23 protein-coding genes are annotated in these 24,670 nt (G+C 57.6%); 10 read left to right on the top strand and 13 right to left on the bottom strand.

Annotation, left to right across the window (positions count from 1 at the left end):
• Positions 1-58: 58 nt before the first annotated feature.
• A complete protein-coding gene (gene groL, locus ACPOL_RS25575) occupies positions 59-1,729 on the bottom strand; it encodes a chaperonin GroEL (RefSeq protein ID WP_114209560.1) in 1,671 nt (556 codons plus the stop codon).
• Positions 1,730-1,844: 115 nt separating this feature from the next.
• Positions 1,845-2,156 (bottom strand): co-chaperone GroES, encoded by a 312-nt coding sequence (locus tag ACPOL_RS25570; RefSeq protein WP_114209559.1) that lies wholly within the window; start codon positions 2,154-2,156, stop codon positions 1,845-1,847.
• A gap of 435 nt (positions 2,157-2,591) precedes the next feature.
• Here ACPOL_RS25570 and ACPOL_RS25565 point away from each other — a divergent pair, with 435 nt between their 5' ends.
• Together ACPOL_RS25565 and ACPOL_RS25560 are read left to right on the top strand one after the other, a co-directional pair.
• The gene (locus ACPOL_RS25565; protein ID WP_114209558.1) at positions 2,592-3,935 is read left to right on the top strand and encodes an FAD-binding protein; all 1,344 of its coding nucleotides are present in this window, start codon (positions 2,592-2,594) and stop codon (positions 3,933-3,935) included.
• Positions 3,936-3,966: 31 nt separating this feature from the next.
• On the top strand, positions 3,967-4,461 hold the full coding sequence (locus tag ACPOL_RS25560; RefSeq protein WP_114209557.1) for a DoxX family protein: 495 nt from the start codon (positions 3,967-3,969) through the stop codon (positions 4,459-4,461).
• Here the strand turns inward: ACPOL_RS25560 and ACPOL_RS25555 are convergent.
• On the bottom strand, positions 4,440-7,160 hold the full coding sequence (locus ACPOL_RS25555; RefSeq protein WP_236657029.1) for an ABC transporter permease: 2,721 nt from the start codon (positions 7,158-7,160) through the stop codon (positions 4,440-4,442). The two genes, ACPOL_RS25560 and ACPOL_RS25555, sit on opposite strands and share 22 nt — an antisense overlap.
• Positions 7,157-7,855, bottom strand: coding sequence for an ABC transporter ATP-binding protein (locus tag ACPOL_RS25550; protein ID WP_114209556.1), 699 nt, complete (start codon positions 7,853-7,855; stop codon positions 7,157-7,159). The genes ACPOL_RS25555 and ACPOL_RS25550 overlap by 4 nt, the downstream gene beginning before the upstream one ends.
• A gap of 42 nt (positions 7,856-7,897) precedes the next feature.
• On the opposite strand from ACPOL_RS25550, the gene ACPOL_RS25545 reads away from it, so the two are divergent.
• Positions 7,898-8,617, top strand: a complete 720-nt coding sequence (locus tag ACPOL_RS25545; protein ID WP_236657028.1) for an arylesterase — start codon at positions 7,898-7,900, stop codon at positions 8,615-8,617.
• A 57-nt stretch (positions 8,618-8,674) separates the two neighbouring features.
• On the opposite strand, the gene truB is transcribed toward ACPOL_RS25545, so the two are convergent.
• The 5 genes from truB to ACPOL_RS25520 all read right to left on the bottom strand — a co-directional run bounded on the left by truB (position 8,675) and on the right by ACPOL_RS25520 (position 12,431).
• Complete coding sequence (gene truB / locus ACPOL_RS25540; protein WP_114209555.1) at positions 8,675-9,550, bottom strand: tRNA pseudouridine(55) synthase TruB; 876 nt, start codon at positions 9,548-9,550, stop codon at positions 8,675-8,677.
• A 226-nt stretch (positions 9,551-9,776) separates the two neighbouring features.
• Complete coding sequence (folE, locus tag ACPOL_RS25535; RefSeq protein WP_114209554.1) at positions 9,777-10,409, bottom strand: GTP cyclohydrolase I FolE; 633 nt, start codon at positions 10,407-10,409, stop codon at positions 9,777-9,779.
• A 77-nt stretch (positions 10,410-10,486) separates the two neighbouring features.
• Positions 10,487-10,909, bottom strand: coding sequence for a 6-carboxytetrahydropterin synthase (locus ACPOL_RS25530; RefSeq protein WP_114209553.1), 423 nt, complete (start codon positions 10,907-10,909; stop codon positions 10,487-10,489).
• On the bottom strand, positions 10,906-11,316 hold the full coding sequence (locus tag ACPOL_RS25525; protein ID WP_114209552.1) for a 6-pyruvoyl trahydropterin synthase family protein: 411 nt from the start codon (positions 11,314-11,316) through the stop codon (positions 10,906-10,908). Before ACPOL_RS25525 ends, ACPOL_RS25530 begins: the two co-directional genes overlap by 4 nt.
• Before the next feature lie 62 nt (positions 11,317-11,378).
• Positions 11,379-12,431, bottom strand: coding sequence for a glycosyltransferase family 2 protein (locus tag ACPOL_RS25520; protein WP_114209551.1), 1,053 nt, complete (start codon positions 12,429-12,431; stop codon positions 11,379-11,381).
• Between the two features lie 27 nt (positions 12,432-12,458).
• Here ACPOL_RS25520 and ACPOL_RS25515 point away from each other — a divergent pair, with 27 nt between their 5' ends.
• Entirely contained in the window at positions 12,459-12,956 is a 498-nt protein-coding gene (locus ACPOL_RS25515) for a TlpA family protein disulfide reductase (protein WP_114209550.1), read from the top strand.
• A gap of 58 nt (positions 12,957-13,014) precedes the next feature.
• On the opposite strand, the gene ACPOL_RS25510 is transcribed toward ACPOL_RS25515, so the two are convergent.
• From ACPOL_RS25510 to thiE, 4 genes are read right to left on the bottom strand one after another with little or no spacing between them, the layout of a single operon-like run.
• The gene (locus ACPOL_RS25510) at positions 13,015-13,800 is read right to left on the bottom strand and encodes an MOSC domain-containing protein (RefSeq protein ID WP_114209549.1); all 786 of its coding nucleotides are present in this window, start codon (positions 13,798-13,800) and stop codon (positions 13,015-13,017) included.
• A gap of 31 nt (positions 13,801-13,831) precedes the next feature.
• Positions 13,832-15,484, bottom strand: a complete 1,653-nt coding sequence (locus ACPOL_RS25505; protein ID WP_114209548.1) for an amino acid permease — start codon at positions 15,482-15,484, stop codon at positions 13,832-13,834.
• Positions 15,485-15,521: 37 nt separating this feature from the next.
• Positions 15,522-17,117, bottom strand: a complete 1,596-nt coding sequence (locus ACPOL_RS25500) for an APC family permease (protein ID WP_414633321.1) — start codon at positions 17,115-17,117, stop codon at positions 15,522-15,524.
• A gap of 12 nt (positions 17,118-17,129) precedes the next feature.
• Positions 17,130-17,804 carry a thiamine phosphate synthase gene (gene thiE, locus ACPOL_RS25495; protein WP_236657027.1) on the bottom strand — a complete coding sequence of 225 codons (675 nt, stop codon included), beginning with the start codon at positions 17,802-17,804 and terminating at the stop codon, positions 17,130-17,132.
• A gap of 146 nt (positions 17,805-17,950) precedes the next feature.
• Between thiE and ACPOL_RS25490 the strand changes: the two genes are divergently transcribed.
• From ACPOL_RS25490 to accC, 6 genes are all read left to right on the top strand, one after another.
• A complete protein-coding gene (locus ACPOL_RS25490; RefSeq protein WP_236657026.1) occupies positions 17,951-19,786 on the top strand; it encodes an AMP-dependent synthetase/ligase in 1,836 nt (611 codons plus the stop codon).
• 167 nt (positions 19,787-19,953) lie between these two features.
• Entirely contained in the window at positions 19,954-20,991 is a 1,038-nt protein-coding gene (locus ACPOL_RS25485; RefSeq protein ID WP_114209547.1) for a 6-phosphofructokinase, read from the top strand.
• 334 nt (positions 20,992-21,325) lie between these two features.
• Entirely contained in the window at positions 21,326-21,589 is a 264-nt protein-coding gene (locus ACPOL_RS25480; RefSeq protein ID WP_114209546.1) for a helix-turn-helix domain-containing protein, read from the top strand.
• Positions 21,590-21,639: 50 nt separating this feature from the next.
• The gene (locus ACPOL_RS25475) at positions 21,640-22,725 is read left to right on the top strand and encodes a M24 family metallopeptidase (RefSeq protein WP_114209545.1); all 1,086 of its coding nucleotides are present in this window, start codon (positions 21,640-21,642) and stop codon (positions 22,723-22,725) included.
• Positions 22,726-22,767: 42 nt separating this feature from the next.
• Positions 22,768-23,265, top strand: a complete 498-nt coding sequence (gene accB, locus ACPOL_RS25470; RefSeq protein ID WP_114209544.1) for an acetyl-CoA carboxylase biotin carboxyl carrier protein — start codon at positions 22,768-22,770, stop codon at positions 23,263-23,265.
• A gap of 10 nt (positions 23,266-23,275) precedes the next feature.
• Positions 23,276-24,643 carry an acetyl-CoA carboxylase biotin carboxylase subunit gene (gene accC, locus ACPOL_RS25465; protein ID WP_114209543.1) on the top strand — a complete coding sequence of 456 codons (1,368 nt, stop codon included), beginning with the start codon at positions 23,276-23,278 and terminating at the stop codon, positions 24,641-24,643.
• Positions 24,644-24,670 lie beyond the last annotated feature (27 nt).

Below are 24,670 nucleotides of genomic sequence, written 5' to 3'. Positions count from 1 at the left end.
TGCGGGGCTTTCTGCCGTTGTTTTTTGCTCCGAAGGAGCGTGTCGCCGAGCGCGTAGCTCAGTACATGCCTTCCATGCCGCCGCCGTGGTTATGTCCACCGCCGGCTGCTTCCTTCTTCTCAGGAATCTCCGAGACCATCGCTTCGGTCGTCAGCATGAGGCCGGCGATCGAGGCTGCGTTCTGCAGAGCGGTGCGGGTCACCTTGGTCGGATCGATGACGCCGGCCGCAACCAGGTCTTCGAACTTGTCGGTGCCAGCGTTGTAGCCGTAGTTGTCGTCGTTGCTCTCGTGGATCTTACCAACGATCACTGCACCCTCGACGCCCGCATTGCCAACGATCTGGCGAAGCGGCTCTTCGATGGCGCGGCGAACGATCTGGGCGCCGATCTTCTCATCGCCTTCGAGCGTAGCGATAAGCGCATCGACTTCCTTAGACGAGCGGACCAGCGCAACACCACCACCAGCCACGATGCCTTCTTCAACAGCAGCGCGGGTGGCGTGCATGGCGTCTTCAACGCGGGCCTTCTTTTCCTTCATCTCGGTCTCGGTAGCCGCACCGACCTTGATGACGGCGACGCCGCCAACCAGCTTGGCCAGACGCTCCTGGAGCTTCTCACGATCGTAGTCAGAGGTAGTCTTGTCGATCTGGTTGCGGATCTCCTTGACGCGCCCTTCGATCGCCTTGGCTTCGCCCTTACCTTCGATGATGGTGGTGTTGTCCTTATCGATGGTCACGCGCTTCGCACGGCCCAGATCCTCAATCTTGACGTTCTCAAGCTTGATGCCGAGGTCTTCCGTGATGGCCTTACCGCCGGTCAGTTTGGCAATGTCTTCGAGCATGGCCTTGCGGCGATCTCCGAAGCCAGGGGCCTTTACTGCAGCCACATTCAGGGTGCCGCGGAGCTTGTTGACCACCAGGGTCGCAAGCGCTTCGCCGTCAACATCTTCAGCGATGATCACGAGCGGCTTGGAGTTGCGGGCAACCTGCTCGAGCAGCGGCAGCAGGTCCTTCATCGAGCTGATCTTCTTCTCGTGGATCAGGATGTAGGGATCTTCGACCGAAGCTTCCATACGATCGGGATCGGTGACGAAGTAGGGGCTCAGGTAGCCGCGATCGAACTGCATGCCTTCGACGACTTCGAGCAGCGTTTCCAGGGTCTTCGACTCTTCAACGGTGATGACGCCGTCCTTGCCAACCTTCTTCATCGCCTCGGCAATGATGTTGCCGATGGTCGAGTCGGAGTTCGCCGAGATGGTGCCGACCTGGGCGATCATCTCGCCGGTCACTGGCTTCGAGAAGCGGGCCAACGCTCCACCGGTCACGACTCCATGCTCGTCGCGAACGCCAACGATGGCGGCAACTGCCTTGTCGATGCCACGCTTGAGCGCCATCGGGTTCGCACCGGCGGCAACTGTCTTGACGCCTTCGCGATAGATTGCCTGCGCCAACACGGTCGCAGTCGTGGTGCCGTCGCCGGCAACGTCTGAGGTCTTCGAAGCGACTTCGCGGACCATCTGCGCGCCCATGTTCTCGAGCGCGTTCGCGAGCTCAATTTCCTTGGCGACGGTCACGCCGTCCTTGGTGATGGTCGGCGAACCAAACTTCTTCTCGATGACCACATTGCGTCCCTTGGGTCCAAGGGTCACCTTGACCGCGTCGGCCAGGGTGTTCACGCCACGCAGAATCGCCTGACGGGAATCTTCTCCATGCAGAATTTGCTTTGCCATTGCTTAAATCTCCTTAGTACTCAAATCATTTGGTGTTCCATTCAAGCCGCCATGGCTGAAGTGGAATCACATACTTCCCTGCTGAAACAAAAATGCCTCCATTAGGAGGCAACAACTACGACTTCAGAATTCCGAGAACTTCTTCCTCACGCATAATGAGAAACTCTTCGCCGTCAATCTTGATCTCCGTGCCCGAGTACTTTCCGAAGAGAATGCGGTCCTTCGCCTTAACGTCGAGGGGGAAAACCTTGCCTTCGTCGTTCGACTTTCCTTTACCTACGGCGATCACTTCGCCTTCCTGCGGCTTTTCCTTAGCCGAGTCAGGAATAATGATGCCGCCACGGACGGTTTCGCCCTCTTCCACGCGACGGACCAGAATACGGTCGTGAAGAGGAGTGAAGGTGGTTGCTACGGTAGCTGTTGCCATTTCGGTGCTTCTCCTTCGCGCGGGTTTCACCACGCGTCTGCTTTGCTGAACTTTGTCTAGTGAATGCTGCTACTGTTCAAAGGGACGAAGGCGGCTGCCGGATCGTTCAAAACGCTCATTAGCAGTGTCGCCTCTCGATTGCTAATGTAGGCCAGCCTTTGGGGGCTTGTCAAGCAGCTCTAGAAACTATCTGAGCGTGATCCGCTAAGATTCTCTTGAGTGTCGGATTGTCGGAGCTTGTGCTGCAGTGGGCGGCTTCAAGCAGTGAGCGGAGTCTAACCCTCACATCCCAAAGCGGTAGGTAACACCCGCATCCCTAGGTACTCGATGACATGGAGGCCACCTACCCTAAAGCTCTCCAGGTTTCGGTGAACCTCGTTCGACGATGTCCCTATTGCCTCAGCCAAACGTCCTCGCGTACCGTTGGTAGACAATATGGACAAGAGACAGTTCTTGAAGACCTCCGGCGCATTTCTGACAACTTCTCTGCTGTCCCATCTGGCTTCCGCCGACAGCGCCACGCCACGCACTAACTGGGCGGGAAACCTCACCTATCACACCGACAAACTGCTGGCCCCCGAGACGGTCGAAGAAGTCCAACAAATGGTCAAGAACACGCCAAAGCTGCGCGCCCTCGGCAGCCGGCACTCGTTCAACACCATCGCCGATAGCACCGCAGCCCAGATCTCGCTCACTGCTCTTGATTCCATGGTGCTCAATCCGCAGGCGAAGACCGTCACTGTCGGAGCAGGAGTCCGGTACGGAACTCTCGCGCCCTATATCGATCAGCAGGGCTTCGCGCTGCACAATCTCGCTTCCCTGCCGCACATCACCGCCGTCGGCGCCTGTGCGACCGCGACCCATGGCTCTGGAGTCAAGAACGGCAATCTCTCCACTGCCGTCTCCGGCATGGAAATCGTAAGCGCCGATGGACAGCTCCTTCACCTATCGAAAGACAAGGACGGCGAAAGCTTCCTTGGCACGGTCGTCCATCTCGGCGGCCTCGGCGTGGTCACCAAGATTACCTTGAAGGTCCAGCCGACCTATCAGGTAAAGCAGGTGGTTTACGAGAACCTCTCGATGGGCCAGTTGGAGCACAACCTCGACGCCATCTTTTCGAGCGGCTACAGCGTCAGCCTGTTCACCAATTGGCAGGACCATCGGATCAGTCAGGTTTGGATCAAGAGCCGTGTCGACCAGTCGGATTCCTCAGCTATTCCTCCGTTGTTCTACGGGGCCACCGCCGCGAAGCAGAAGCTTCATCCCCTTCCCGGCCATGATGCCACCCCATGCACCGAGCAGATGGGCATTCCCGGCCCCTGGTACGAACGGCTGCCGCACTTCCGGATGAACTTCACTCCTTCGAGCGGCGCCGAGATCCAGACGGAATATTTCGTTCCTCGCGCCAAAGGCTACGAAGCCATCCTCGCGGTCGAGCAACTCAAGGACAAGATCACTCCCCACCTTTTCATCACCGAACTTCGCACCATTGCGGCGGATGACCTCTGGATGAGCCCCGCCTATCAACAGGACTGCATGGCGATCCACTTCACCTGGAAGCCGGAGTCGGACGAGATCCACGCTGTCTTGCCACTGATTGAAGCAAAGCTTGCGCCGTTCAATGCCAAGCCGCACTGGGGCAAGGTCTTCACCATGCCGCCCTCTCGCGTTCAGCAGGTCTACGGAAATACGCCCCGATATCAAGCACTCCTGAAGCAGTACGACGCGGGGGGCAAGTTCCGCAACCAGTTCATCGATTCGAATATCTTCGGCGCTTAACTGATTGAAACGCATTCCCGAGGACCGTCGAATGAGCTACCTGATTTCCTTCATCGTTCTGGTCGCGTCGATTTTGTTGTTCTTCGCTTTGTCACGGAACGGCTGCAGGAGCTTCGGCGCGATTCAGGTCGTCTTACGGATCGTTGTTGCACTCCCGCTCCTGGGGTCGGCCGTGGCATTGCACTTCCTGAGGACCAACGAAGCGACCAGCATGCTTCCCCCTATCTTTCATGGGCCCGCCTTCTGGGTGTTGGCTACCGGGGTGCTCGAGGTTCTCGGTGCGGTTGGCCTCCTCGTGGCTAGAACCCAGCGCCCTGCGGCGTTCTGGTTGGCGGTGATGATGGTATTGATCTTCCCGGTGAACGTCTTTGTCGCAGGCCAGACCTATATGGGCCTGCAAATGCCGGGCGTCCCGGTTCGGCTCATCATGCAAGTGATCTTCATCTGGATGGTCTTGCTCGCTGGTTACGGACTTCCAGGGAACGCAAAGAAGACCGAAGCAAACTACTCTTCCCGCAGCACCTGAAGCGGCTTCTGGCCGAGGATACGGATGCTGGCCACCCAGCCCGTTGCGATCGCCAGGAAAGCGCTTGAAACCAGCGCGATGAGCCCAGCCAGCCAATCGAGATGGAAGGCCACATCAAGCTTGTGCACCAAGACACGCGTCAGCAAGTTCGCAAAGATGACTCCCACCATGCCGGAGAGCAGCCCGAGCACCACAAACTCTACGCTGAAGACGGTCGCGATGCGGCCACGCGTCGCCCCGATGGTCTTAAGCACTACGACTTCGCGAATCCGGCGATACCGCGTGCTCGCAATGCTGGATGCCAGGATCACGATTCCTGACAACATTGAGAAGCCGGCGAGGAACCGAACCACTTGCGTAATTTGGCCGACGAAGCCCTGAATCGTGTCGAGAATATCGGCGATATTGATGACCGTCACGGTCGGATAGATGGCGTAGAGCGCCCTCTGCATGGCAGCGATTTGCGGCCCATCAACGTGCGCTGCTCCATACCAAATCACCGGCATGCCGGCCAGCGCAGCCTGCGGCAGAATGAACTCACTGCGGCCGTAGACGTGTTGTCCATCGCTCCGGTAGATAGCCGCTACCTTCGTTTTGATCAGTTTGTCATCCGAGTCGAAGAAGACCTCCGAGCCTGGGTGCAGATGCAGCCGTGCCGCCGCATGGTCGACAACCGCCAGGCCAGCGGGGCCGTTCTCGCCATCGCCTGGCGCCCACCAATGGCCAGAGACCATATTGGCGCCCTCGGGAAGCTGGTCCGACCAGGTGAGTGAGACGGACTGCAGGAGCCGCTTGGGATAGTTTTTTACCTTCAGCTTCTCGACCGGAATGCCGTCGATCGATTCGATTCGACCGGAAACAACCGGCAGCGCCTCGAACTTGCCCTGCACGCCGGGCTGCTTCTTCAGCAGATCGCGAACGCCATCCAGCTCCGAACTGGCAATATCGATCAGGAAGATGTTAGGGGTGTCGGGAGCGGCGCCTTGTTTCATTTCGCGAAGTACTGACTCCTGCATTAGAAAAACAACGAGGATCAACATGACGCCCGTACCCAACGCCGCAAGCACCGCAGAAGACTGATTGCCTGGACGGTATAGGTTTGCCAGGGCATGGCGCACGGCCGAGGGCAGATGCAGGCGGGTCTTGTTCAGAAACGCCCGGAGACCGCGCAGTGTCAATGCCGATAATCCCAGCGTGAACAACAGCAAGGCACACAAAGCGGCGCCAAACCATGCGCCGACAGTCAGAGAATCGGTCAACGCGGCGGCAATTCCGCCGAGTCCAAAGACAATCAGCAACGATGTCCACCACTGCAGTTTGTTCTGACGAATCTTGGTCCAAAAAGAGACAGGACCCTCCCCGTTACCGTCATCCACAGCACGCCGCAACACTAGGTTGGGTCGAATCTTGCGCACGTCGAGCAGCGGCGGCAGGCAAAACAACAGCGTGGTGAGAATACCCGTGCCAAGCCCGGCAAAGATCGATTGCACCGGCAGCCGCAGGTGAGCGTGGATCGGCAAAAGCTTACCCAGCACCGCCGGGAAGATCCACTCGACGCCGGCGCCGAGCAACACGCCGAGCAGTCCGCCAGCCAATCCGAGAAAGAGGGTCTGCAACAGATAGATTCGCAAAATGTCGGACGACCTTGCGCCGATCGATTTCATGATCGCGAGAATGTCGATGCGCTGTTGCAAGTGGGCGCGCATCGCCATCGCAACCCCGATCGCGCCAAGCACCATCGCCACCAGACAGATCAAGCTCAGCAACCCAGTAGCCCGGTTAAGCCCTTCGGTGAGCGCCGGGCTGGTCTCGCGAAAATCGGTAACCTGCGCCTCGGGCAGGATCTTTTCCAACTGCGCCCGCATCTTGGCAATGCTGCCGCTTTGCGGAGTCAGCTTGAAGAGAAATCGTTCGCCGGAACGGCTGCCAGGCTGCAAGAGCCCGGTCTTTTCCAGACCTCCTCGAGAAATCAAAACGCGCGGCCCTAACCCCATCGACGAACTCATGCGGTCCGGTTCCTTCTGAACGATCGCCGCGATCCGGAAGGATTGAGCTCCTATCTTTAACGAATCGCCGATCTTCACGTGCAAGCGAATCAGTAGATCGTCGCCAACGACGACCGTCGAATCATTCAGAAGGCCCTTCAGATCAATGCTTTGTGTACCTCCGCTAGTTAGTAGCTGTACGGAGCCGTAAAAAGGCCATTCCGCTGGATTTACGGCCTTGAGCGAGACGAGCAATGGCACCGGGTCGCCGGGAGCGGAGACCATCGAGACCGTTTCCGTGATCCAGGTGCGTCGAATGCCCGATGTAGCGAGCTCGTCCAATTGCTTTGCTTCGAGTGGTGTCGGTTGACGGAACATGCGCGCCGAAAGGTCGGCTGCCATAATCGTCCGCGCCTCCGCGAGAATGGTCTTCTGAAAAGACTCACTGAAGCCGCGCACTCCGATTAATGCAGCAACGCCGATTGCAACGGACAGAATTACAAAAGAGAATTTCGCCTTCGAAGCCCGCAACTCGCGCCACGCAATCGTAGCCGCCGTCCGCAGGGGCAACGCATGTGACGAATTCGAATGTCTCACGGTCCCGCCAAGCATATCGGGACGCACCTGCGGATCAGGGTGCCCCGATTCGAAAGCAGCTTCATTGCGGCTAGACTGGGAAGAAGTGATTCCGCCGTCCTCATCGAAATCGCTCATAACGTAACCTGCAGTTCACCGACCGCCCGGTACTCATCGGCGACGACCAATCCATCGCGGAGAACGATTGTCCGGTCAGCAATCGCTGCCAGCTGCTTGTCATGGGTCACCAAAACCAGGGTTGTTCCAGCCTCCCGATTTCGGCTGGTGAGCAAGTCAAGAACATGTTGGCCATTCACGGAATCAAGATTTCCGGTCGGCTCATCCGCCAGCACAATCGGCGGCTCCAGGACAAACGCTCTCGCCAGAGCAACCCGCTGTTGTTCCCCACCCGAAAGCTGCACGGGGTAGTGGTTCATTCGGTCCGCCAGCCCCACGGACTCAAGCAACGTCCGCGCCCGAGGCTTCCCGTCGCCCTCTCCGTTAAGTTCGTAGGGCAACAAAACATTCTCGAAGGCGGTAAGAGTAGGAATAAGCTGATAGGACTGAAAGACAAATCCGATCTTGCGTCCCCGCACCTGGGCCAGTGCATCTTCCGCCATGTGGCTGATCGCGGTGCCATCGAGCAGCACTTCCCCTTCACTGGGCGAATCAAGACCAGCCAGCAGTCCTAGAAGCGTACTCTTCCCGCTGCCAGAGGCGCCCATGATCGCCGCAAACTGCCCGGCCGGGATCGTCAGGTCAATTCCCTTCAGAATGTCGACAGTCCGGTTTCCGTTCCGGATAGACTTCTTCAATTGCCGAACTTCAATCATCTTCCGCCCATCCCTAGCTGTTACCGTTGCTACAGTGGCCTTGTGACCTTGCGCTCGCTCTCGACTCCAAGCCGGTTCTCACTGCTTTCGATTCTGCTCGTCTTCGCTCTTGTTCTGGCCAGTTGCAGCTCCACCAAGCCGAAGAGCGCTGAGGACGAACCCGACACATCCAGTCCGCCTGCCGACAGCAGGATCATTGACCCCCGGGATAGCCGCCCGGTAATCGTCGCATTTGGCGATAGCCTGACCGCTGGCTACGGCGCTGCTCCCGGCGAAAGCTATCCCGACTACCTCCAGCGCGAGCTCGATCGCAGCGGCTACCACTATAGAGTCGCCAACCTTGGGGTAAGCGGCAACACTACTAAAGACGGCGTTGACCGCCTCAAAGACGTTCTCGCCCTTAAGCCGAAGGTGGTGATCGTCGCGTTTGGCGGCAATGACGGCCTGCGCGGCCTCCCGATCGAGGCCACCCGCAACAACCTCGACCAGATCGTCTCCACTCTCACTACCTCGAACGTCAAAGTCGTGCTCGGTGGCATTACTCTCCCGCCAAATTACGGTCCCGACTACATTCGCCAGTTCAATGACACTTACGCACTGCTCGCGCGTAAGTTCCATGCGCCGCTCTTGCCTTTTCTCCTGATCAAAGTCTACGGCACACCTGGCGGCATGCAGGAGGATGGGATCCATGCCACAGCGCAGGGCAACGAACAAGTCGCCAAAAACCTCTTGCCGCTGATCACACCACTGCTCAAGAAGTGATCCCGTTGGCAACGGACCCGAGAGAAATCCTGATGAGGCGACCCGGGTCTTAGAGCATCACCCGACCACCACCATCGGCTGAAACAGGGTTCCCGCAATCCTTTTTCCAATCGCGACCAGATTGCGCTGATTGGAAAATACTTTCACCAGAGGAGCGGCGGAAAAATCCGGGAGATTTACAGCGACCCCATTCCGTAGTCGCCCAGCGGTGACCAGGTCGGCGGTCACCGATGGCAGATCCGGTAGCAGCGATCGAGGGTGCGGCAACCATGCCTCCAGATTGCTGTCTTGTGCGAGTTCGGCAAGCTGATCTAATGTCAAGGCGTCCTTCAGCGTGAACCGGCCCGCCGCGGTTCGCCGCAGGCTGGCGAGGTGGGAGCCGCAACCCAGCCGTTGCCCTAATTCGTGCGCGACCGACCGGACATAGCCGCCGGCCGAAACACGGATCGCAAATTCCGCCAGATCGCCCGAGCAGTTCGCGATAGTGAACTCATGAATGAAGATCCGCACCGGCTTGAGCGGCTTCGCATTTCCTGCTCTTGCCAGCTTATAGGAGGGCGTCCCGCCGACCTTCTTTGCTGAAAAAGCTGGTGGCGTTTGCAGCATCTCGCCCGAAAACTCTCTAGCTGCAGCCCGCACCGCCTCCAGGCTTAACGCCGCCGGAACAACTGAGCTGGTCGGTGCGCCCTCGGCATCGTAAGTGTCGGTCGAGTAACCAAACCGGATCGTCCCCGTATAAGACTTCTCCATCGCGCCGAAGAATTGGGCTAATCGGGTATATCTCCCCAGCAGCAAGGGAAGAACGCCGGTCGCCATAGGATCAAGCGTTCCCAGGTGTCCTGTAGACGCCTCGCCGGTAGCTCGCCGAACCCGGTTCACCACATCATGCGAGGTCATGCCGGCGGGTTTATCGAGGATAAGGAGACCGTTCACTCTCTCACTATAGGCTGTAGCGAAGCCCTCCGATTCTGCACGACCCCGCTATGGAAAACTGAGAGGAGCGGAGTGAAAGCGACGAAAACACAAACAGTTCTAAATACCCTGCCTTACGAAAGAAGGTTCCCGTGCGATGGCCGGAGCCAAGCCCCGGAGAGTAGATGATCGATCTTTGAACCATCGGATAGCCGACCGACTGCTTTCTCAAATCCCTTCAAATACTTCAGAAGGCTCCCTGGCCCCGCTCCCGAACCAGCGACAGGAACTCCGTTCGGGTGCTCTGCTTGCCGAAGACCCCACGCATCGCCGAAGTTACGGTGGATGAGTTCTGCTTCTCCACCCCACGCATCATCATGCACAAATGACGTGCCTCGACGACTACCCCTACTCCCTGTGGGTGGATGGCCTCCTGGATGGAGTCAGCGATCTGCTGGGTCATACGCTCCTGGACTTGGAGGCGCCGGGCAAAGACTTCGATCAGCCGTGGAATCTTACTCAAACCAATGACCTTAGCATTTGGGATATAAGCGACATGAACGCGGCCAAAGAAGGGCAGCATATGGTGCTCGCACAGGGAGAACATTTCGATGTCTTTCACGATCACCATTTCGTCGTAGTCAACGTCGAAGAGGGCGCCCCGCAGTATCTTTGTCGGGTCTTCCTGATAGCCCTTAGTGAGAAAAGTCATAGCCTTTTCGACCCGTTCTGGAGTCTTCAACAAACCATCCCGGGTTGGATCGCCGTCGAACCGCTGTAGCAGTTCGGCATAAATCTCCTGTGTACTGAACTCGGAGATGCCGCCCTTCGGCTCCTGCTTTGGAATGTTGGCCTTATGAACAATGGCGGGTTGTGCCATAACTTCTTCCTCTTTCCTTTCAAACCTTCGACAACGGCATCAGACCGTATGTTCGGCTGGCACAGTGGCCGCCATTCTCACTTCCCTGTGAATTCAAAAAAGTTATTGGCGGTCTCTTCAACTCTCACTCGCACGAGATCGACTTGACCCAACACTCCCGACTGAAAGACTGGCATTAGCCTTTCGTGAATGGCAATACACAGATTTTCAGTGGTCGGCACCAGTTTGCGAAAGCACTCATCGAGGTTCAAATTGGTGAGGTCGAATCGCTCTACCACGTTCTTCCGCACGGCATCATCGAGCTTTACCAGGTCGCACACCATACCGGTTTGCGCGTCCACCTGGCCGCCGGTGGTGACCTCCACGATGTAGTTATGCCCATGGCCATGCGGATTATTGCATTTACCGTATGTCTTCTGGTTCTCCGTTTCTGAATATGAATCGCTATGCAACCGGTGTGAGGCGCTAAACCTATACCGGCGCGAGAAGTAGGCCCTCATGGCTCACCTTCATAATCCGCGAACAGGTCGGGCATCTCGTACACGCGGACCCGAGACAGCTTTGCCCCGGGGATCTTGCCCTCAAGCCGCCTCCAGATGGCGATCGCGATATTTTCAGTCGTCGGGATGGACTTTTTGAACTCTGCAACCTCTAAATTCAAATGACGGTGGTCATAGACCTGAATCACTTCGCGGTCAATGATGTCCTTAAGCGCCTTGAGATCCACAACAAATCCGGAAACGGGATCGACTTGGCCCGCAACCGTCACCTCCAGCGTGTAGTTGTGGCCATGGCCGTTGCGATTGGAACACTTGCCAAAGATCCGTTCATTCTCTTCCGGACTCCAGCCATCGTTCCAGTAGAAATGAGCAGCCGAAAATTCAGCCTTGCGCGTGAGTAAAATCATGATTGTCTTTACAGTTAAAAGATGCTCGAGACATCAAACCGTTTCAGGCCAGCGCTCCAGGATCAGCTCGCATAGCTTCGACCCTTCCAGATTACGCGCTTTGTTATGGTGTGGTGAAACCAGCTTCGCCATAAAAGCCATGCGAAGAGAGGCAGACCAAAAATGGTCATGGCACAGTCCCCAAATGGAAAATTTGACCGCGCCACCCGGCGGTAGAAACGCCACAGGGTGCGTGCCCATAGCGCCATCAGGACCCACCACAGCATCGTCGGCTGGTAGAAGCCGAAGAAGATCAGGGGTAATCCAACCAGCAGCGCTAAATCGAGCAGCCGCCAAGCCCCAAGCGCCAACGAATTGGCGAACAGCAGCGTCAGGTTCTTTGTCCAGCCTTCATACATCTGGCTAAAGCTGCGGTACATCCGGCTGCTCAGCGCGTCTGGAGCATAACGAAACCGAAGTCCCAGCTTGCGTCGCTTCACCAATCTGGCCAGATCGACATCTTCTAGCACCGATTCAGCGACGGAGGCGTGACCGCCGACCGAAAAGTAGGCCTCGCGCTGGATCAACACGAATTGGCCGTTCGCGGCAGCGAGCCTGGATTCAGGGTTGGAGATCTTCTCCGGTGGGTACGCCAGTGCGAGTTCGCAGAAGACCAGCGGCATGACCGCCTTCTGCCAAAACCCGTTCACAATCTGCCGCGGCGAATAGGAAAGCATCGCCACCTTCGCCTTCTCAGCCTCGTGCATCGCCCGGAGCAAGTCGCCGGGCTCGTGGATGGTATCTGCATCGGTGAATAGCAACCACTCCCCGCGGGCAAGCTTGGCGCCTATCCAGACGGCGTTGGCCTTTCCCGTCCAGCCCTTCGGCAGCGGCCCAGCGTCGATGACCGTCACCCCGGGAATTGATTGGGCGATCTGCCTCGTGCCGTCCACGGAACCATCATTGACTACCAGAATCTCCCAGTGGGCTCCGAGCGAAAAGATTGGATCGCTCTGACCGGCCAGCGATCGCAGGCAATCTCCCAGGCAATCCTCTTCATTCCGGGCCGGCACAATCACCGACAACTGCAAGGAAGGGGAATCTGCCGGAACGTAGTTTTCACCGGGGATGTTCAAGGAGTCTCCGCAATTTATTATAGAAAAGTGCGAAGACCTGCAAGCTCTCTCGGCGCTCTGGCGGCCGTTTTGTTATTTACCGGATGCGATCGCGGCAGCCATCCCGGACAAATCGGCACCACCGCGCCGGCATTCACGGTAACCGATACAGATCGGACCGTCCGTCTGGCCGACTATCGCGGGAAAGTGGTAGTCCTGAATTTCTGGGCTTCCTGGTGCGCTCCGTGTCTCGAGGAGTTTCCGTCGCTCATTCAACTGCAACGCCAGATGCCAAATGTAGCAGTGCTCGCAGTCAGCTTCCATGATGAAGACGCCGCCTATCATAGCTACATCGCCGAGAACCACATCGATTTGCTTACCGTCTTCGATGCCAGCGAGAAGAGCAATCTAGCCTACGGAACCACCCGGCCGCCCGAGACCTACATCATCGACAAAAAAGGAGTCATTCGGCGCAAGTTCATTGGTCCCCAAGACTGGACCTCCCCTGAGCTCATCACCTACTTGAACAAGCTGGAGGCGTCCTGAAGTTTGTCAGTTGCTTCGGATCGGTGCACCGAGGCCACCTGGGATTGCATCAACAAAACTACGCCGGCCGGGCCCCGCTCAGCTCATCTGCGAAACTCGAATCGACCAGCCGGATCGAATCCCCAACCGAGACCATCCCCTCGATGACCGCCGTCAGGTAGATTCCTGCGCAGGACTGGTGTTCCCGAGCCACCAATTTCATTACCTCTGGGCTTGGCTGTGCCGAGTCGGGATCCAAGGTAATCAGTTTGCAGCGCATGTTCCTCTTCGCGACTTGCATCACGGCTTGGCGGCCGACCTCAAGCTTCTGCCCCACCCATTCGTCTTCAACAAAGCCCTTAGCTCCGGAAAGATCGGCATAAATGTTGGCGCGAAAACGGCGCTTGTCCAACTCCATGCCGGTCTCTACGCTCAGTTGCCGCACCGTTTGCAGCGAAAACAGCGAAATTGGGCGGCTATCCACCAGTGCGATTTCCGACTGGATCAAGCGAAGCAGGTGTCGCTCTGCAACCCCTTCGCGAAGCAGTTCAGCAAGACGAGGGTCTTCGATCGGCAACCGCTCGCCCGCCGTCGTCTCGATCTCGAGCGTACCATCCGCAAGGCTTGAGCCGTCCTGCGGAGACACCATCTTTTCAGGATTGCGGTAGATCGCGCGCTCCAGCAGCATTGAGTGTTTCTCGCGCGCCGTGAAATAGGGGAAGTCTTTCGGCGCTGCGGAACTGAGAAAGGCGTATCGGCGATCGCCATAAACACCGGAGAAGCCGAGGTATGCCTGCTCAAGCCGTTCGCCGCGCATGCTCTTAACCGGGTATCGCCAAAGACTCTCTACCACGCCGACAAGCATCGCTTCCTCCTGCCACAGCTCTTCCCAAGCCTTACTCCCGCGCCGCAACCCCCTTCACCATAGGGCGGCCGGTGGTCATAGCTGCCGGCATCGCCTGCACCTTGCTGTGTTTGACGCTGTAGAAGAAGTACACAACCAATCCAATGATCAGCCAGATGATTAAGCGGGCCCAGTTGATCCAGCCCAATTTGTACATCATGTAGCCATTGAAGAGGATGCCCAGGATTGGGACAACCGGAAGCAATCCGCCCAGGTAGATTCCTGGCGTCTTGAAGGGTCGAGGCTGATCGGGATTGGTTCGCCGCAGCACCACGACAGCGATGCAGACGATCACGAACGCCAGGAGCGTTCCAATGTTCACCATCTTGCCAATATCGTCGATAGGCGTAACCGAACCGACAATGGCCGCTAACAGGCCCGCCAGGATTGTGCTCTTCCATGGGGTCCGGAACTTGGGGTGAATGGATGCAAAGAAACTCCTCGGCAGCAAGCCGTCGTTGGCCATTGCGTAAAGCACTCGCGATTGTCCGAGCAGCATCACTAGCATCACTGAGGTCAATCCCGCCAAGGCGCCTACGGTGATGATGTTCGATGCCCATCCGAGGTCTTTATCCAGGAAAGCTCGCGCGATCGGAGCTTCGATGTTCACCTCGCGCCACGGGACCATCCCGGTCAACACCGCTGCTACTCCGATATAGAGCAATGTACAGATCGTCAGCGACGCAATGATGCCGATGGGCAGGTCTCGTTGAGGATTCTTCGCTTCCTGTGCAGTCGTCGAAACCGCATCGAATCCTATATACGAGAAGAAAATATAACCCGCCGCCAGCCCAATGCCGGCAAAGCCGTTCGGCGCATAGGAGTGCCAATCAGTGCCCCAGTTGGCGCGGTTCACGTAATGAGAACCCAGGCCCAGCACGAACAACACCACGGAAACCTTCAACATCACGATACCGGCGTTGAACTTGGCGCTCTCCTTGATGCCAATGACCAGGATCGTGGTAATGATGAGGGCAATGATAAACGCCGGGATGTTCACGCCGATTTCAACGCCAAACAGGTGCGGCGCATTCAGCAGTTGGTGGGCATGACTCAGCAGTTCTGGTGTCTGCGCGTTCTTGACCGCGTCCAGCTTCAACAGAAATTCCTGGGACCCCGGGAGCAAAGCCGGATTCGTCGCACTCACGAATTGGCGAGCCACAATATCGGTCGCGGCCCGCAGCCCTGTCCAATGATCGTATGCCAGCCATAACGGCATCTTCAAGCCAAAGATGCGCAGGAACTCGATGAAGTGGTTTGACCAACCAGAGGATACCGTACTCGCGCCCATCGCATACTCGAGGGTAAGGTCCCATCCGATGATCCACGCAAACAGCTCGCCTAGGGTCGCGTAGGCGTAGGTATAGGCGCTCCCAGCCAGCGGAATCATGGCTGCAAACTCCGCATAGCAAAGGCCGGCAAAGGCGCATCCAAGTCCCGACAGAATGAACGAGAGCATGAGCCCAGGGCCTGCATAGTGGGCGCCCAGGCCGGAGAGCACAAAGATGCCCGCGCCGATCACGGCTCCCACTCCCAACGCCGTCAGGGAAAAGGGCCCCAGCACCCGCTCGAGCGTTTGTTCGCCTTCCTGTTTCGCCTCGGAAAGCAGTGCGCTCAGCGGTTTCTTGGCCAGCAGATTGGGCATGTATCAGGTTTCTCCATAAACTCAATTCTTGGGGGATTCAAACCCCGGAAGCACGCTTGCTCCGCTCTCTCCGGGAGGAAGCGGACCACAGGAAATAGACGGGAACGCCGAGCAGCACGATCGCCAGTCCAGGCCAGGTATATTGAGGCTTGTAGCGCAATAATACGATACAAATCCAGGCGGTCATCAGAATGTATACCGCCGGGAGCACCGGATACCCAATGGCACGGTAGGGTCGCTCAGCATCCGGCTTGCGCACTCGCAACACAAACAGTCCGGCAATGGTGAGAATGTAAAAGAGCAGCGCCGCAAACATCGTATAGTCCAACAACTGTGCATACGAGCCCGAGAGGCAGAGCAAGCAGGCCCACCCCGACTGCACGATGAGCGACGCTACCGGAGTCTTGTAGCGCGGATGCAGTTTCCCGGCAGCATGGAAGAATAACCCGTCACGGCTCATCGCATAGTAAACACGCGCGCCAGCCAGGATCATCCCATTGTTGCAGCCAAAGGTCGATATCAGGATTGCCGCTGCCATCAGGTAAGCGCCCGCTGAGTGGAAGGTCTGCTCGAGCACCGCGGTAGCCACCCGGTCTTCGGAAGCATACTGAATGCCTCGGGCAAAGAGCGTCGTTCCATGGGGATCGCCGTGCAGAGGTAGGGCGCAGAGATAGACGAAGTTGGCCAGGATGTAAAGAAGAAGCACGGTGCCCGTCCCGATGGCCAACGACAACGGCAGATTTCGGCTCGGGTCGCGAATTTCTCCGGCTGTAAATGTGACATTATTCCAGGCGTCGGCCGAAAATAAGGAGCCTACCTGGACGATTGCGATCACGGTGAAGACGCCGACCAAGGCCGTCGGTCCACCGATACCGACTTGCACAGGATGCAGCGACGAAAACGAAGCATTGTGCCAGAAGGCGTGCCAACCAGAGCCGAAATTCGCTGCGATGGCGGAGGAGTTTCGCCCCAACAGTAAGCCGAACGCGACTAAACCTAGCAGCGCTGCGACCTTCGCGGTCGTGAATATGTCCTGAACGATCGCACCCAGACGCACCCCGAAGATATTCACTACGGTCAGCAGGACAAGTATGGTAATGCCCACCAGATTTGCTGTATTGACGCCGATATCCATGTTGCCGAGGACCATCGGTCCAACTTGCCAGGCCGGAACGTGGGCGATATGCCATAACCAGTGAGAGGAGGAGATTGAAGGGAAAAAGGTGCCGGCATACTTACCAAATGCGACTGCAACGGCGGCGATCGTTCCTGTCTGAATGACCAGAAAGAGCGTCCAGCCATACAGAAACCCCCACAATGGACCGAGCGCCTCGCGCAGATAGACGTACTGACCTCCTGCTCGAGGCATCATCGCCGCTAGCTCACCGTAGCTGAGCGCCGCAATGATCGTCATCACCGCGGTGACCAGCCACGCGGCGATCAAGAGGGCTGGAGAATCGACATCACGGGCAATATCGGCGGCAACGATAAAGATCCCGGAACCGACCATCGAACCGATCACGATGGCAGTCGAGCTGAATAGGCCTAATCGCCTTACCAGATGCGCCTCGGGCGCAAGTTCAGGCTGGTTCTCAGGGGGCAGCGCCGGTGGGGTGGAGACATGCGTGGACACTTGTAACTGGTTCTACCGCAATTTGGCGAAAAAGTCTTCCGCTACTTTTGCCGGAGCTCGACCGCCTTGGTCCGAGAAGAGGCTGGAGATCACGGCAATCGAATCGGCGCCCGCATCGACCACCTGTCTGCAGGTCTCGAGAGTGATACCACCGATGGCAACCAGGGGCTTCGTCGTCAGCATCCGCGCGCGCTTGACTCCCTCCAACCCGACGACGGGATCGGGATTCTGCTTGGATGAGGTGGCAAAGACTGGACCGATCGCCACATAGTTCGCGGAGCTTCTCTCCGCTGCAGCGAGTTGTTCCAAGTTATGGGTCGACAAGCCTAGTACCCGATCGTTACCGAGAATGGCACGGCCCTGGCTCGCGGGCATGTCGCCCTGCCCGAGGTGTACTCCGTCAAACTGCGCCTCGACTGCGAGTCGCGGATAGTCGTTCAGAATCAGCAGGCATTTCCCCGCCGGCATTCCATCTCTCAAGATGCGAGCATCAGCGAGTACTTCGGCTTCGCCACCAGATTTGTTTCGATACTGCAGAAGCGTGACGCCGGACTCCAGCAGCTCTTGGCCAAGACGCTGCAGTTGTTGCTCTCGAGCTACGCCCTCGCCGGCCAGGACACTGGCATCGAGGATCGGATAAAGCCGGGGAAGGATCGGGTAAAGCCGGGAAAGCATCTTCTGATTCAAGCACATCCCGGAGCAGCCCGGAAACTATAGCGGTGGAGTCCTCGTCGTCTTATTGGTCATCTTTGCACTTGGAGCCGGATCGGCTTTGCCAATTTCGCGCAAGGCCGGTAGAGTCGAGAGTTGTGCCCGCTCCGGGAAGAATTCCAGTGCCAATTGCCGCCGAACATCCCGTCAGCCATCCCACCTCTTTCGGCCTTCTAAGCGCTAACGACATCTTCTTCCGGCTTACCGGCGATCCTCGCGAAAACGCAATCCTCTACCAGGATGGAGAAGGCTTTTGGCGCCCGCTATCAACCTCGCAGATCTATGCGCGAGTGCGTGCTCTCGCGGGCATTTTCCTCAGTTGGGGAATCAAAAAGGGAGACCGCATCGCCATCCTTGCCGAGAATCGGTGGGAGTGGGCGACTACCGACTTCGCAGCTCTGGCGATCGGCGCCGTCGATGTCCCGGTTTACCCGACGCTCACCGCTGATCAGACCGCCGAGTTGCTGGTGGATTCAGGGAGCCGCATCGCCGTTGTTTCAACCCGCGAACAATATGCCAAGGTGGCCGCGATTCGCAGTCGCACTCTGCTCGAGCGAATCATCGTGATGGATGAAGTCCCCGACCTCGTCGACGCTATCGGATTTTCGGCGCTAGTGACCAATGCGGACAACGATGGCAAGCAGCGCTTCCCGGATTTCGATGATCGTGCCAGATCCATTCAGCCTGATGATCTCGCGACGATCATCTACACATCTGGTACTACTGGCGAACCCAAAGGGGTGATGCTGACCCACGGCAATATAGCCGCGAATGTCAGCTATTCGACAGTCGGCATCGGCTTTCGCAGCGACGATTCCTCTCTCTCTTTCTTGCCGCTCTCGCACATCACTGCCCGTCACCTCGACTACGCGCTCTTTGCCCAGGGCGTAACGATCGCTTACTGTTCCAGCTTCGATAAACTCCCAGTGGCGATGATTTCGGTCAAGCCCACCATCTTTGTAGCGGTCCCTCGGGTCTACGAAAAAATCCGGCAGGAAGTCGAGCGGCGGGCCTCGCTTTCCCCGATCAAGAAAAGATTATTGCGCTGGGCGATTGCTACCGGTCATAAGCATCGGCAGAGCATCCTCGCCGACACTCTGCCGAAATCGGCGATGTGGCGGCTCGCCGCGAAGTTGGTTCTTACCAAGATCCACGCGGCCTTTGGCGGCCGGGCACGTATTTTTATTGCTGGAGGAGCGCCGCTCGGCGTCGAGACTGCCGGCTGGTTTGCCGATGCTGGCATTCGGATCCTCGAAGGGTACGGTTTGACCGAGACATCTCCAGTCATCGCGCTCAACAAGCCAAGAGTCTACCGGATGGGGTCAGTAGGAAAACCGCTGCCGAATTTTGAATGCAAGCTCGCTTCTGATAACGAACTGCTCGTCCGCGGCCCCGCCGTCTTTCGAGGATATTGGGGCAAGCCGCGCGAGACTGCCGCGAACTTCACTCCGGATGGCGAGTGGTTCCATACCGGGGACATCGCGCGATTCGACGAAGATGGTTTTCTGTACATCACCGATCGCAAGAAAGAGCTGATCAAGACCTCCGGCGGCAAGTTGATCGCGCCTCAACCGATCGAGAACAAGCTGAAAGCAAACGTGCTGGTTGGTCAGGCAGCGATGGTCGGCGATCGCCATAAATTTGCCAGTGTCCTCATCTCACCGAATTTCGCCGCGCTGGAAGCCTGGGCGAAGGAGCGGCGGGTCGGGACTCTCGAACGCCGAGCGCTCATCGAGTCCCCCGCAGTCATTGCCGAATACCAGGCGATTATCGACGAGGTAAACGCGGGTTTGGCAAACTTCGAGACGATGAAGAGGTTCAAGCTTGTCCCGGAGGAGTGGTCGCTCGAAGGTGGAGAGCTGACACCAAGCCTCAAGATGAAACGGCGGGTGATCGCGGAGCGATATGCCGCGGAGATTGCGAAGTTCTACTCCGATGAATCAGCTTTCCACGGTTAGAGATGAAATGGGCCGGTTAAGCCCGAGCCATTGTGAAGTCGCGCGAAATTGAATCTGTCTTGCCCTACCCGTATCATGCGGAAGGGATCCTACAATCCCACCAAGTCTGCGGATGAACCAACACCATCGGCAAACCAGGCGTTGGCGCCTTTTTGGAGGAACAAGCAATGCGCATCGGTCTACTTACGGGCGGCGGAGACTGCCCCGGTCTTAACGCAGTCATCGCCGCCGCCGTTAAAAAAGGCATTCTTCATCACGGAGACCAGTTCGTCGGATTTCTGGAGGGCTGGCGCGGAGTGCTCGATAACAATACCATGCCCCTGACGTTGGAGACGGTCGACGGCATCATCACCAAGGGTGGCACTATCTTGCGGACCTCACGGACCAACGTCCGTAAGATTGAAGGTGGTCTGGAGAAATGCAAAGAGAACATTAAGGCTAACCAGCTCGACGCCCTCATTGCGATCGGTGGAGATGACACCCAATCTGTGACCAACGCGCTGACTGCGATCGGCGTTCCAGGGGTCGGGGTTCCGAAGACCATCGACAACGATCTAAACGGCACCGATGTCTGCTTCGGTTTCGATACGGCGGTCAGCATCGCCACCGAGGCGATCGATCGGCTCCATACCACTGCCGAAGCTCATAATCGGGTCATCGTCTGCGAAGTAATGGGCCGCGATGCCGGGTGGATCGCCCTCACCGCCGGAGTAGCCGGCAACGCGCACGTGGTACTGGTTCCAGAGAAGCCGATCGATCTCAACCACGTCTGCGCCTTGCTGAAGTACAACCACGATCACGGCAAAAAGTACGGCATCGTCGTCGTCGCTGAAGGCGCCAAGCTGCCCGATAGCGGCGAACAGGCGATTAAGGGCACGAAGGTCGACTCCTTCGGGCACGCGCGTCTTTCTGGGATCGCCGAATTGCTTGCCAACAAGATCGAAGAGCAGACCGGCTATGAAACCCGTTCAGTGAACCTTGGCCATACTCAACGCGGAGGCACCCCAACGGCGTTTGACCGGATGCTCGCTACTCGCTATGGCCTGGCGGCGCTCGACCTCGTTCATGCCGGGCAGTTCGGACGCCTCGTCGTGCTGCGGGGCACTGAAATCCAGAGCATCACTCTCGCCGAAGCTATCTCCAAGAATCGCACCGTCGACGACCACTTCCTGGAGATCTTGACCGGCCTGGAACCAGCGGTCTGATCGCTCCCCCGGCTCGAATCAAGGGGGCACAACTGCGTGCTCCCTTGGTTCCTGTATAGGCTTAAAGTCCGAAATTCCTAAAAGGTAGAAGGACCAGCACGCCTCGGTCGCAGGGATGTTGTCGGCGGGCTTCCGCTTAATTCTGTTGGAATTTTCCAGATCCGGTTGCCTGCCCGACTCTCCGCAAAAACCTATAAAAGTCGGACAAAACCGGAAAAACGTTGCATCAAACCGCGAAACGCTGTATAAGCATGATGCCGGGTTTCGCTGTCTCGGTACGCCTACGCCCTTTCGCTCCCGAACGCTTCCTTTTCTTGCACCAGGAGAAGCTCGCATGAGACCGTCCGCAGTGCGCAGTGAAGTTCGCGAAGTTATGGACATCCGTCAGGCATCCTCTTACCTCGGAATCAGCCCCGACAGCCTCTATAAATACGCCTCAGAAGGATTCATTCCAGCGTTCAAGCTCGGGAATCGTTGGCGCTTCAAGAAATCCCGCATCGACGAGTGGATGGACCAGCAATCGTCCGCTCAATCGGCGCCTACGCAGCCGGTCGCCGTGGCTGCGCGGCAGAGAAAGCCGGTGCGCGCTGCTCGTTAAGACGATCGCTCCTGCAAATCGAAAACGGGGCTGGTAGGCTTGAATTGAACATGAATTACAGCCGCCGCTTCCGCGCCTTGCGCCGGGGCATGAAAAATCAGGGCATCGAAGCCCTGCTCATCACTCATTTACCGGATGTTCGCTATCTCTGCGGCTTTACCGGATCGAATGCTGCCCTGGCGGTGAGCTCGACCCTTGCCGTCCTATTTACCGACGGGCGCTATTCGGTTCAGGCGAAACAACAAACGCAGTCGGCAAGAGTGGTCATCTCCGCAGCCTCGGCTTTACGGGATGCTTGCGTATGGCTCTCCAAATGCGGAGCCAAGTTCGCCTATTTCAGTCCTGAACATGTGACCGTCGCAGCGCTGCAAACCATGCGCGAGTCGATCGATCGCCGGCGGCGAAACTTCTTCACTCCGCTGGATGCCCCGCTGGTGGTCAATCTGCGGCTGGTGAAAGATGAAGAGGAGCTGGCGGCGATCAGCAAAGCCGCTGCATTAGGATGCGAGCTCTTCGCGGAGTTACTGGATAAGATCGAGGCGGGGACGACGGAGATCGCGGTTGCGGCGGAACTTGAGTTCGCCGCCCGAACCCGCGGAGCGGAAGCCATGTCCTTCGAAACAATCGTTGCATCAGGCCCCCGCTCGGCGCTACCGCATGGCCATGCCACCCTCAACCGGCTGCCGGTTAATGGCTTCGTCACCCTGGACTTCGGTGTTATTCTCAATGGGTACTGCTCCGACATGACGCGCACTGTGCATATCGGGAAGATCAACCGGCGAGAGCGCTTCGCGTATGAAGCAGTATTGGAAGCCCAACAGGCGGCAGTCGAGGCGGTAAGTCCGGGCGCAACCTGTGGTGAAGTAGATGAGGCGGCGCGAGGATTACTTCGCAAGGCTGGTCTGGATCAATACTTCACCCACTCCACCGGGCATGGTGTAGGCATCGAAATCCATGAGGCTCCGAGGATTGCCAAGGAGCAGGAAGCAGTGTTAGTTCCGGGCATGGTGATAACCATCGAGCCCGGTGTATATGTTCCGGGGAAGTTTGGTATCCGCATCGAAGATATGGTGACGGTTACTGACTGCGCACAGAGGGTCCTCACCCCAGCGCCAAAGACCCTGATCGAACTCTAGACGTGAGGCCCAGAACGGCCCCCGCTCCACAAGATAGGAATCATGAATCCTGAAGAATTGAATGCATTAAAGGAACTGATTGCGTTCCTGAAGGACAACCAGATCGGCGAGTTCGATCTGGAACGCGGCGACTTGAAGGTCCGCCTCAAGTTCGCGCAGGCATCGGGTGGCTCTTCCGGATTGGACCTGGCGGGATTGAACCGCTTGCTCGGCTCCGCGTCAGCTGCTCCCGCCGTTGCGCATCCAGTCACGCCCGCCGCGTCCGCGCAACCGCCTGCTCCGGCGGACGAAGATGCCGACCTGCACATTGTGAAGTCGCCCATCGTCGGGACCTTCTATGAATCGCCGTCTCCGGGTTCCCCTCCCTTTGTGAAACCGGGAGATACGGTTGAAGCCGGCCAAGTGCTTTGCATCGTTGAAGCCATGAAGCTCATGAACGAAATCGAGTCGGATGTTGCGGGCGAAATCGTAAAACGCTTTGTGCAAACCGGCCAGCCCATCGAATACGGACAACCGCTCTTCTCTGTCCGTCCGAGTTAGCAGATTGAACATGTTAAGAAAAGTCCTCATCGCCAATCGCGGCGAGATCGCTCTGCGCGTCATTTGCGCCTGCAAGGAACTGGGCATCCGCACCGTCGCTATCTACAGCGAAGCTGATCGCAATTCCCTGCATGTCCGCTTCGCCGACGAAGCCATCTGCATAGGGCCGCCCCGCTCCGCTGAAAGCTACCTCAATGTTCCGGCCGTCATCTCTGCCGCTGAAATTGCGGATGTTGACGCGATTCACCCTGGCTATGGCCTGTTGAGCGAAAATGCCAACTTTGCCGAGGTCTGCCGCGCTTCCAATATCAAGTTCATCGGACCTCCGCCGGAAGTCACTCGTCTGATGGGTGAAAAAGAAAAAGCGCGTATGGCGATGAAGAAAGCCAAAGTGCCGATCCTTCCCGGATCGGACGGGGTGATTACCTCGGAAGGCGAGGCGATCGAATGGGCGCGCACCGTCGGTTTTCCGGTGATCCTCAAAGCCTCCGCTGGCGGCGGCGGACGTGGAATGCGAGTTATACGCACCGAAGCGGAACTGCCGGCATTATTTCAAGCGGCGCATACCGAAGCAGCCAACGCCTTTGGCAATGGCGATCTATACATGGAAAAATTCATCGAGCGGCCGCGGCACATCGAATTCCAAGTGCTGGCCGACGAACATGGCAACGTGGTCTCGCTGGGCGAGCGCGAGTGTTCGATCCAACGACGTCATCAAAAACTGATTGAAGAAGCGCCATCACTCAAGGTCAACGAAAAGATGCGCGCCGATATTGCTAAAACGCTGAAGCGCAGCTTAGAGCACGTCGGCTATCAGAATGCCGGAACGATCGAGTTTTTGATGGATGAAGATGGTCAGCTCTACTTCATTGAGATGAACACCCGCATTCAGGTGGAGCATCCGGTGACTGAAATGGTGACCGGGATCGACCTGGTCAAGGCGCAGTTGCGCATCGCCTCTGGAGAGAAGCTATCCAGCATCCTCACCGAGCCGCTCGCCATTCGCGGGCACGCCATCGAATGTCGCGTTAATGCCGAACATCCGGAGAAATTCACGCCTTCGGCAGGCAAGATCAGTGTCTTCAATGTTCCCGGCGGCAATGGCGTTCGGGTGGACACGGCCCAATATGCAGAGGGAGTCGTGCCTCCCTACTACGATTCGCTGATCGCCAAGCTGATCGTCCACGGGCGCGACCGGGCCGAGGCAATGGCGCGAATGTCCCGCGCCCTCGAACAATTCATCGTCGAAGGTATTCACACCACGATCCCACTGCACCGAAAGATCTTCGCCGATGCGGAGTTCAAAAGCGGCGCTTTCGATACAAAGTTCATGGAACGGTTCTTCGAGCGCCAGGAAGAGCAGAAAGCGGAAGTTTAAGCGACCAGCTTCACCAAGCCACATGCA

The organism is Acidisarcina polymorpha, assembly GCF_003330725.1.
GTDB lineage: Bacteria > Acidobacteriota > Terriglobia > Terriglobales > Acidobacteriaceae > Acidisarcina > Acidisarcina polymorpha.
The sequence above is the reverse complement of the archived record's forward strand: the minus strand, read 5'-3'. Positions and strand labels throughout refer to the sequence as shown.

Bases quoted from the DNA above. Each gene is read 5' to 3' on its own strand.
- ACPOL_RS25555 (WP_236657029.1), bottom strand. From the start codon at position 7,160: ATGAGCGATTTCGATGAGGACGGCGGAATCACTTCTTCCCAGTCTAGC.
- folE (WP_114209554.1), bottom strand. From the start codon at position 10,409: ATGGCACAACCCGCCATTGTTCATAAGGCCAACATTCCAAAGCAGGAG.
- ACPOL_RS25505 (WP_114209548.1), bottom strand. From the start codon at position 15,484: ATGCCCAATCTGCTGGCCAAGAAACCGCTGAGCGCACTGCTTTCCGAG.
- ACPOL_RS25510 (WP_114209549.1), bottom strand. From the start codon at position 13,800: ATGCTTGTCGGCGTGGTAGAGAGTCTTTGGCGATACCCGGTTAAGAGC.
- ACPOL_RS25570 (WP_114209559.1), bottom strand. From the start codon at position 2,156: ATGGCAACAGCTACCGTAGCAACCACCTTCACTCCTCTTCACGACCGT.
- accB (WP_114209544.1), top strand. From the start codon at position 22,768: ATGAATCCTGAAGAATTGAATGCATTAAAGGAACTGATTGCGTTCCTG.
- ACPOL_RS25565 (WP_114209558.1), top strand. From the start codon at position 2,592: ATGGACAAGAGACAGTTCTTGAAGACCTCCGGCGCATTTCTGACAACT.
- ACPOL_RS25475 (WP_114209545.1), top strand. From the start codon at position 21,640: ATGAATTACAGCCGCCGCTTCCGCGCCTTGCGCCGGGGCATGAAAAAT.
- ACPOL_RS25485 (WP_114209547.1), top strand. From the start codon at position 19,954: ATGCGCATCGGTCTACTTACGGGCGGCGGAGACTGCCCCGGTCTTAAC.
- ACPOL_RS25550 (WP_114209556.1), bottom strand. From the start codon at position 7,855: ATGATTGAAGTTCGGCAATTGAAGAAGTCTATCCGGAACGGAAACCGG.
- groL (WP_114209560.1), bottom strand. From the start codon at position 1,729: ATGGCAAAGCAAATTCTGCATGGAGAAGATTCCCGTCAGGCGATTCTG.
- ACPOL_RS25480 (WP_114209546.1), top strand. From the start codon at position 21,326: ATGAGACCGTCCGCAGTGCGCAGTGAAGTTCGCGAAGTTATGGACATC.
- ACPOL_RS25530 (WP_114209553.1), bottom strand. From the start codon at position 10,909: ATGAGGGCCTACTTCTCGCGCCGGTATAGGTTTAGCGCCTCACACCGG.
- ACPOL_RS25525 (WP_114209552.1), bottom strand. From the start codon at position 11,316: ATGATTTTACTCACGCGCAAGGCTGAATTTTCGGCTGCTCATTTCTAC.
- ACPOL_RS25560 (WP_114209557.1), top strand. From the start codon at position 3,967: ATGAGCTACCTGATTTCCTTCATCGTTCTGGTCGCGTCGATTTTGTTG.
- accC (WP_114209543.1), top strand. From the start codon at position 23,276: ATGTTAAGAAAAGTCCTCATCGCCAATCGCGGCGAGATCGCTCTGCGC.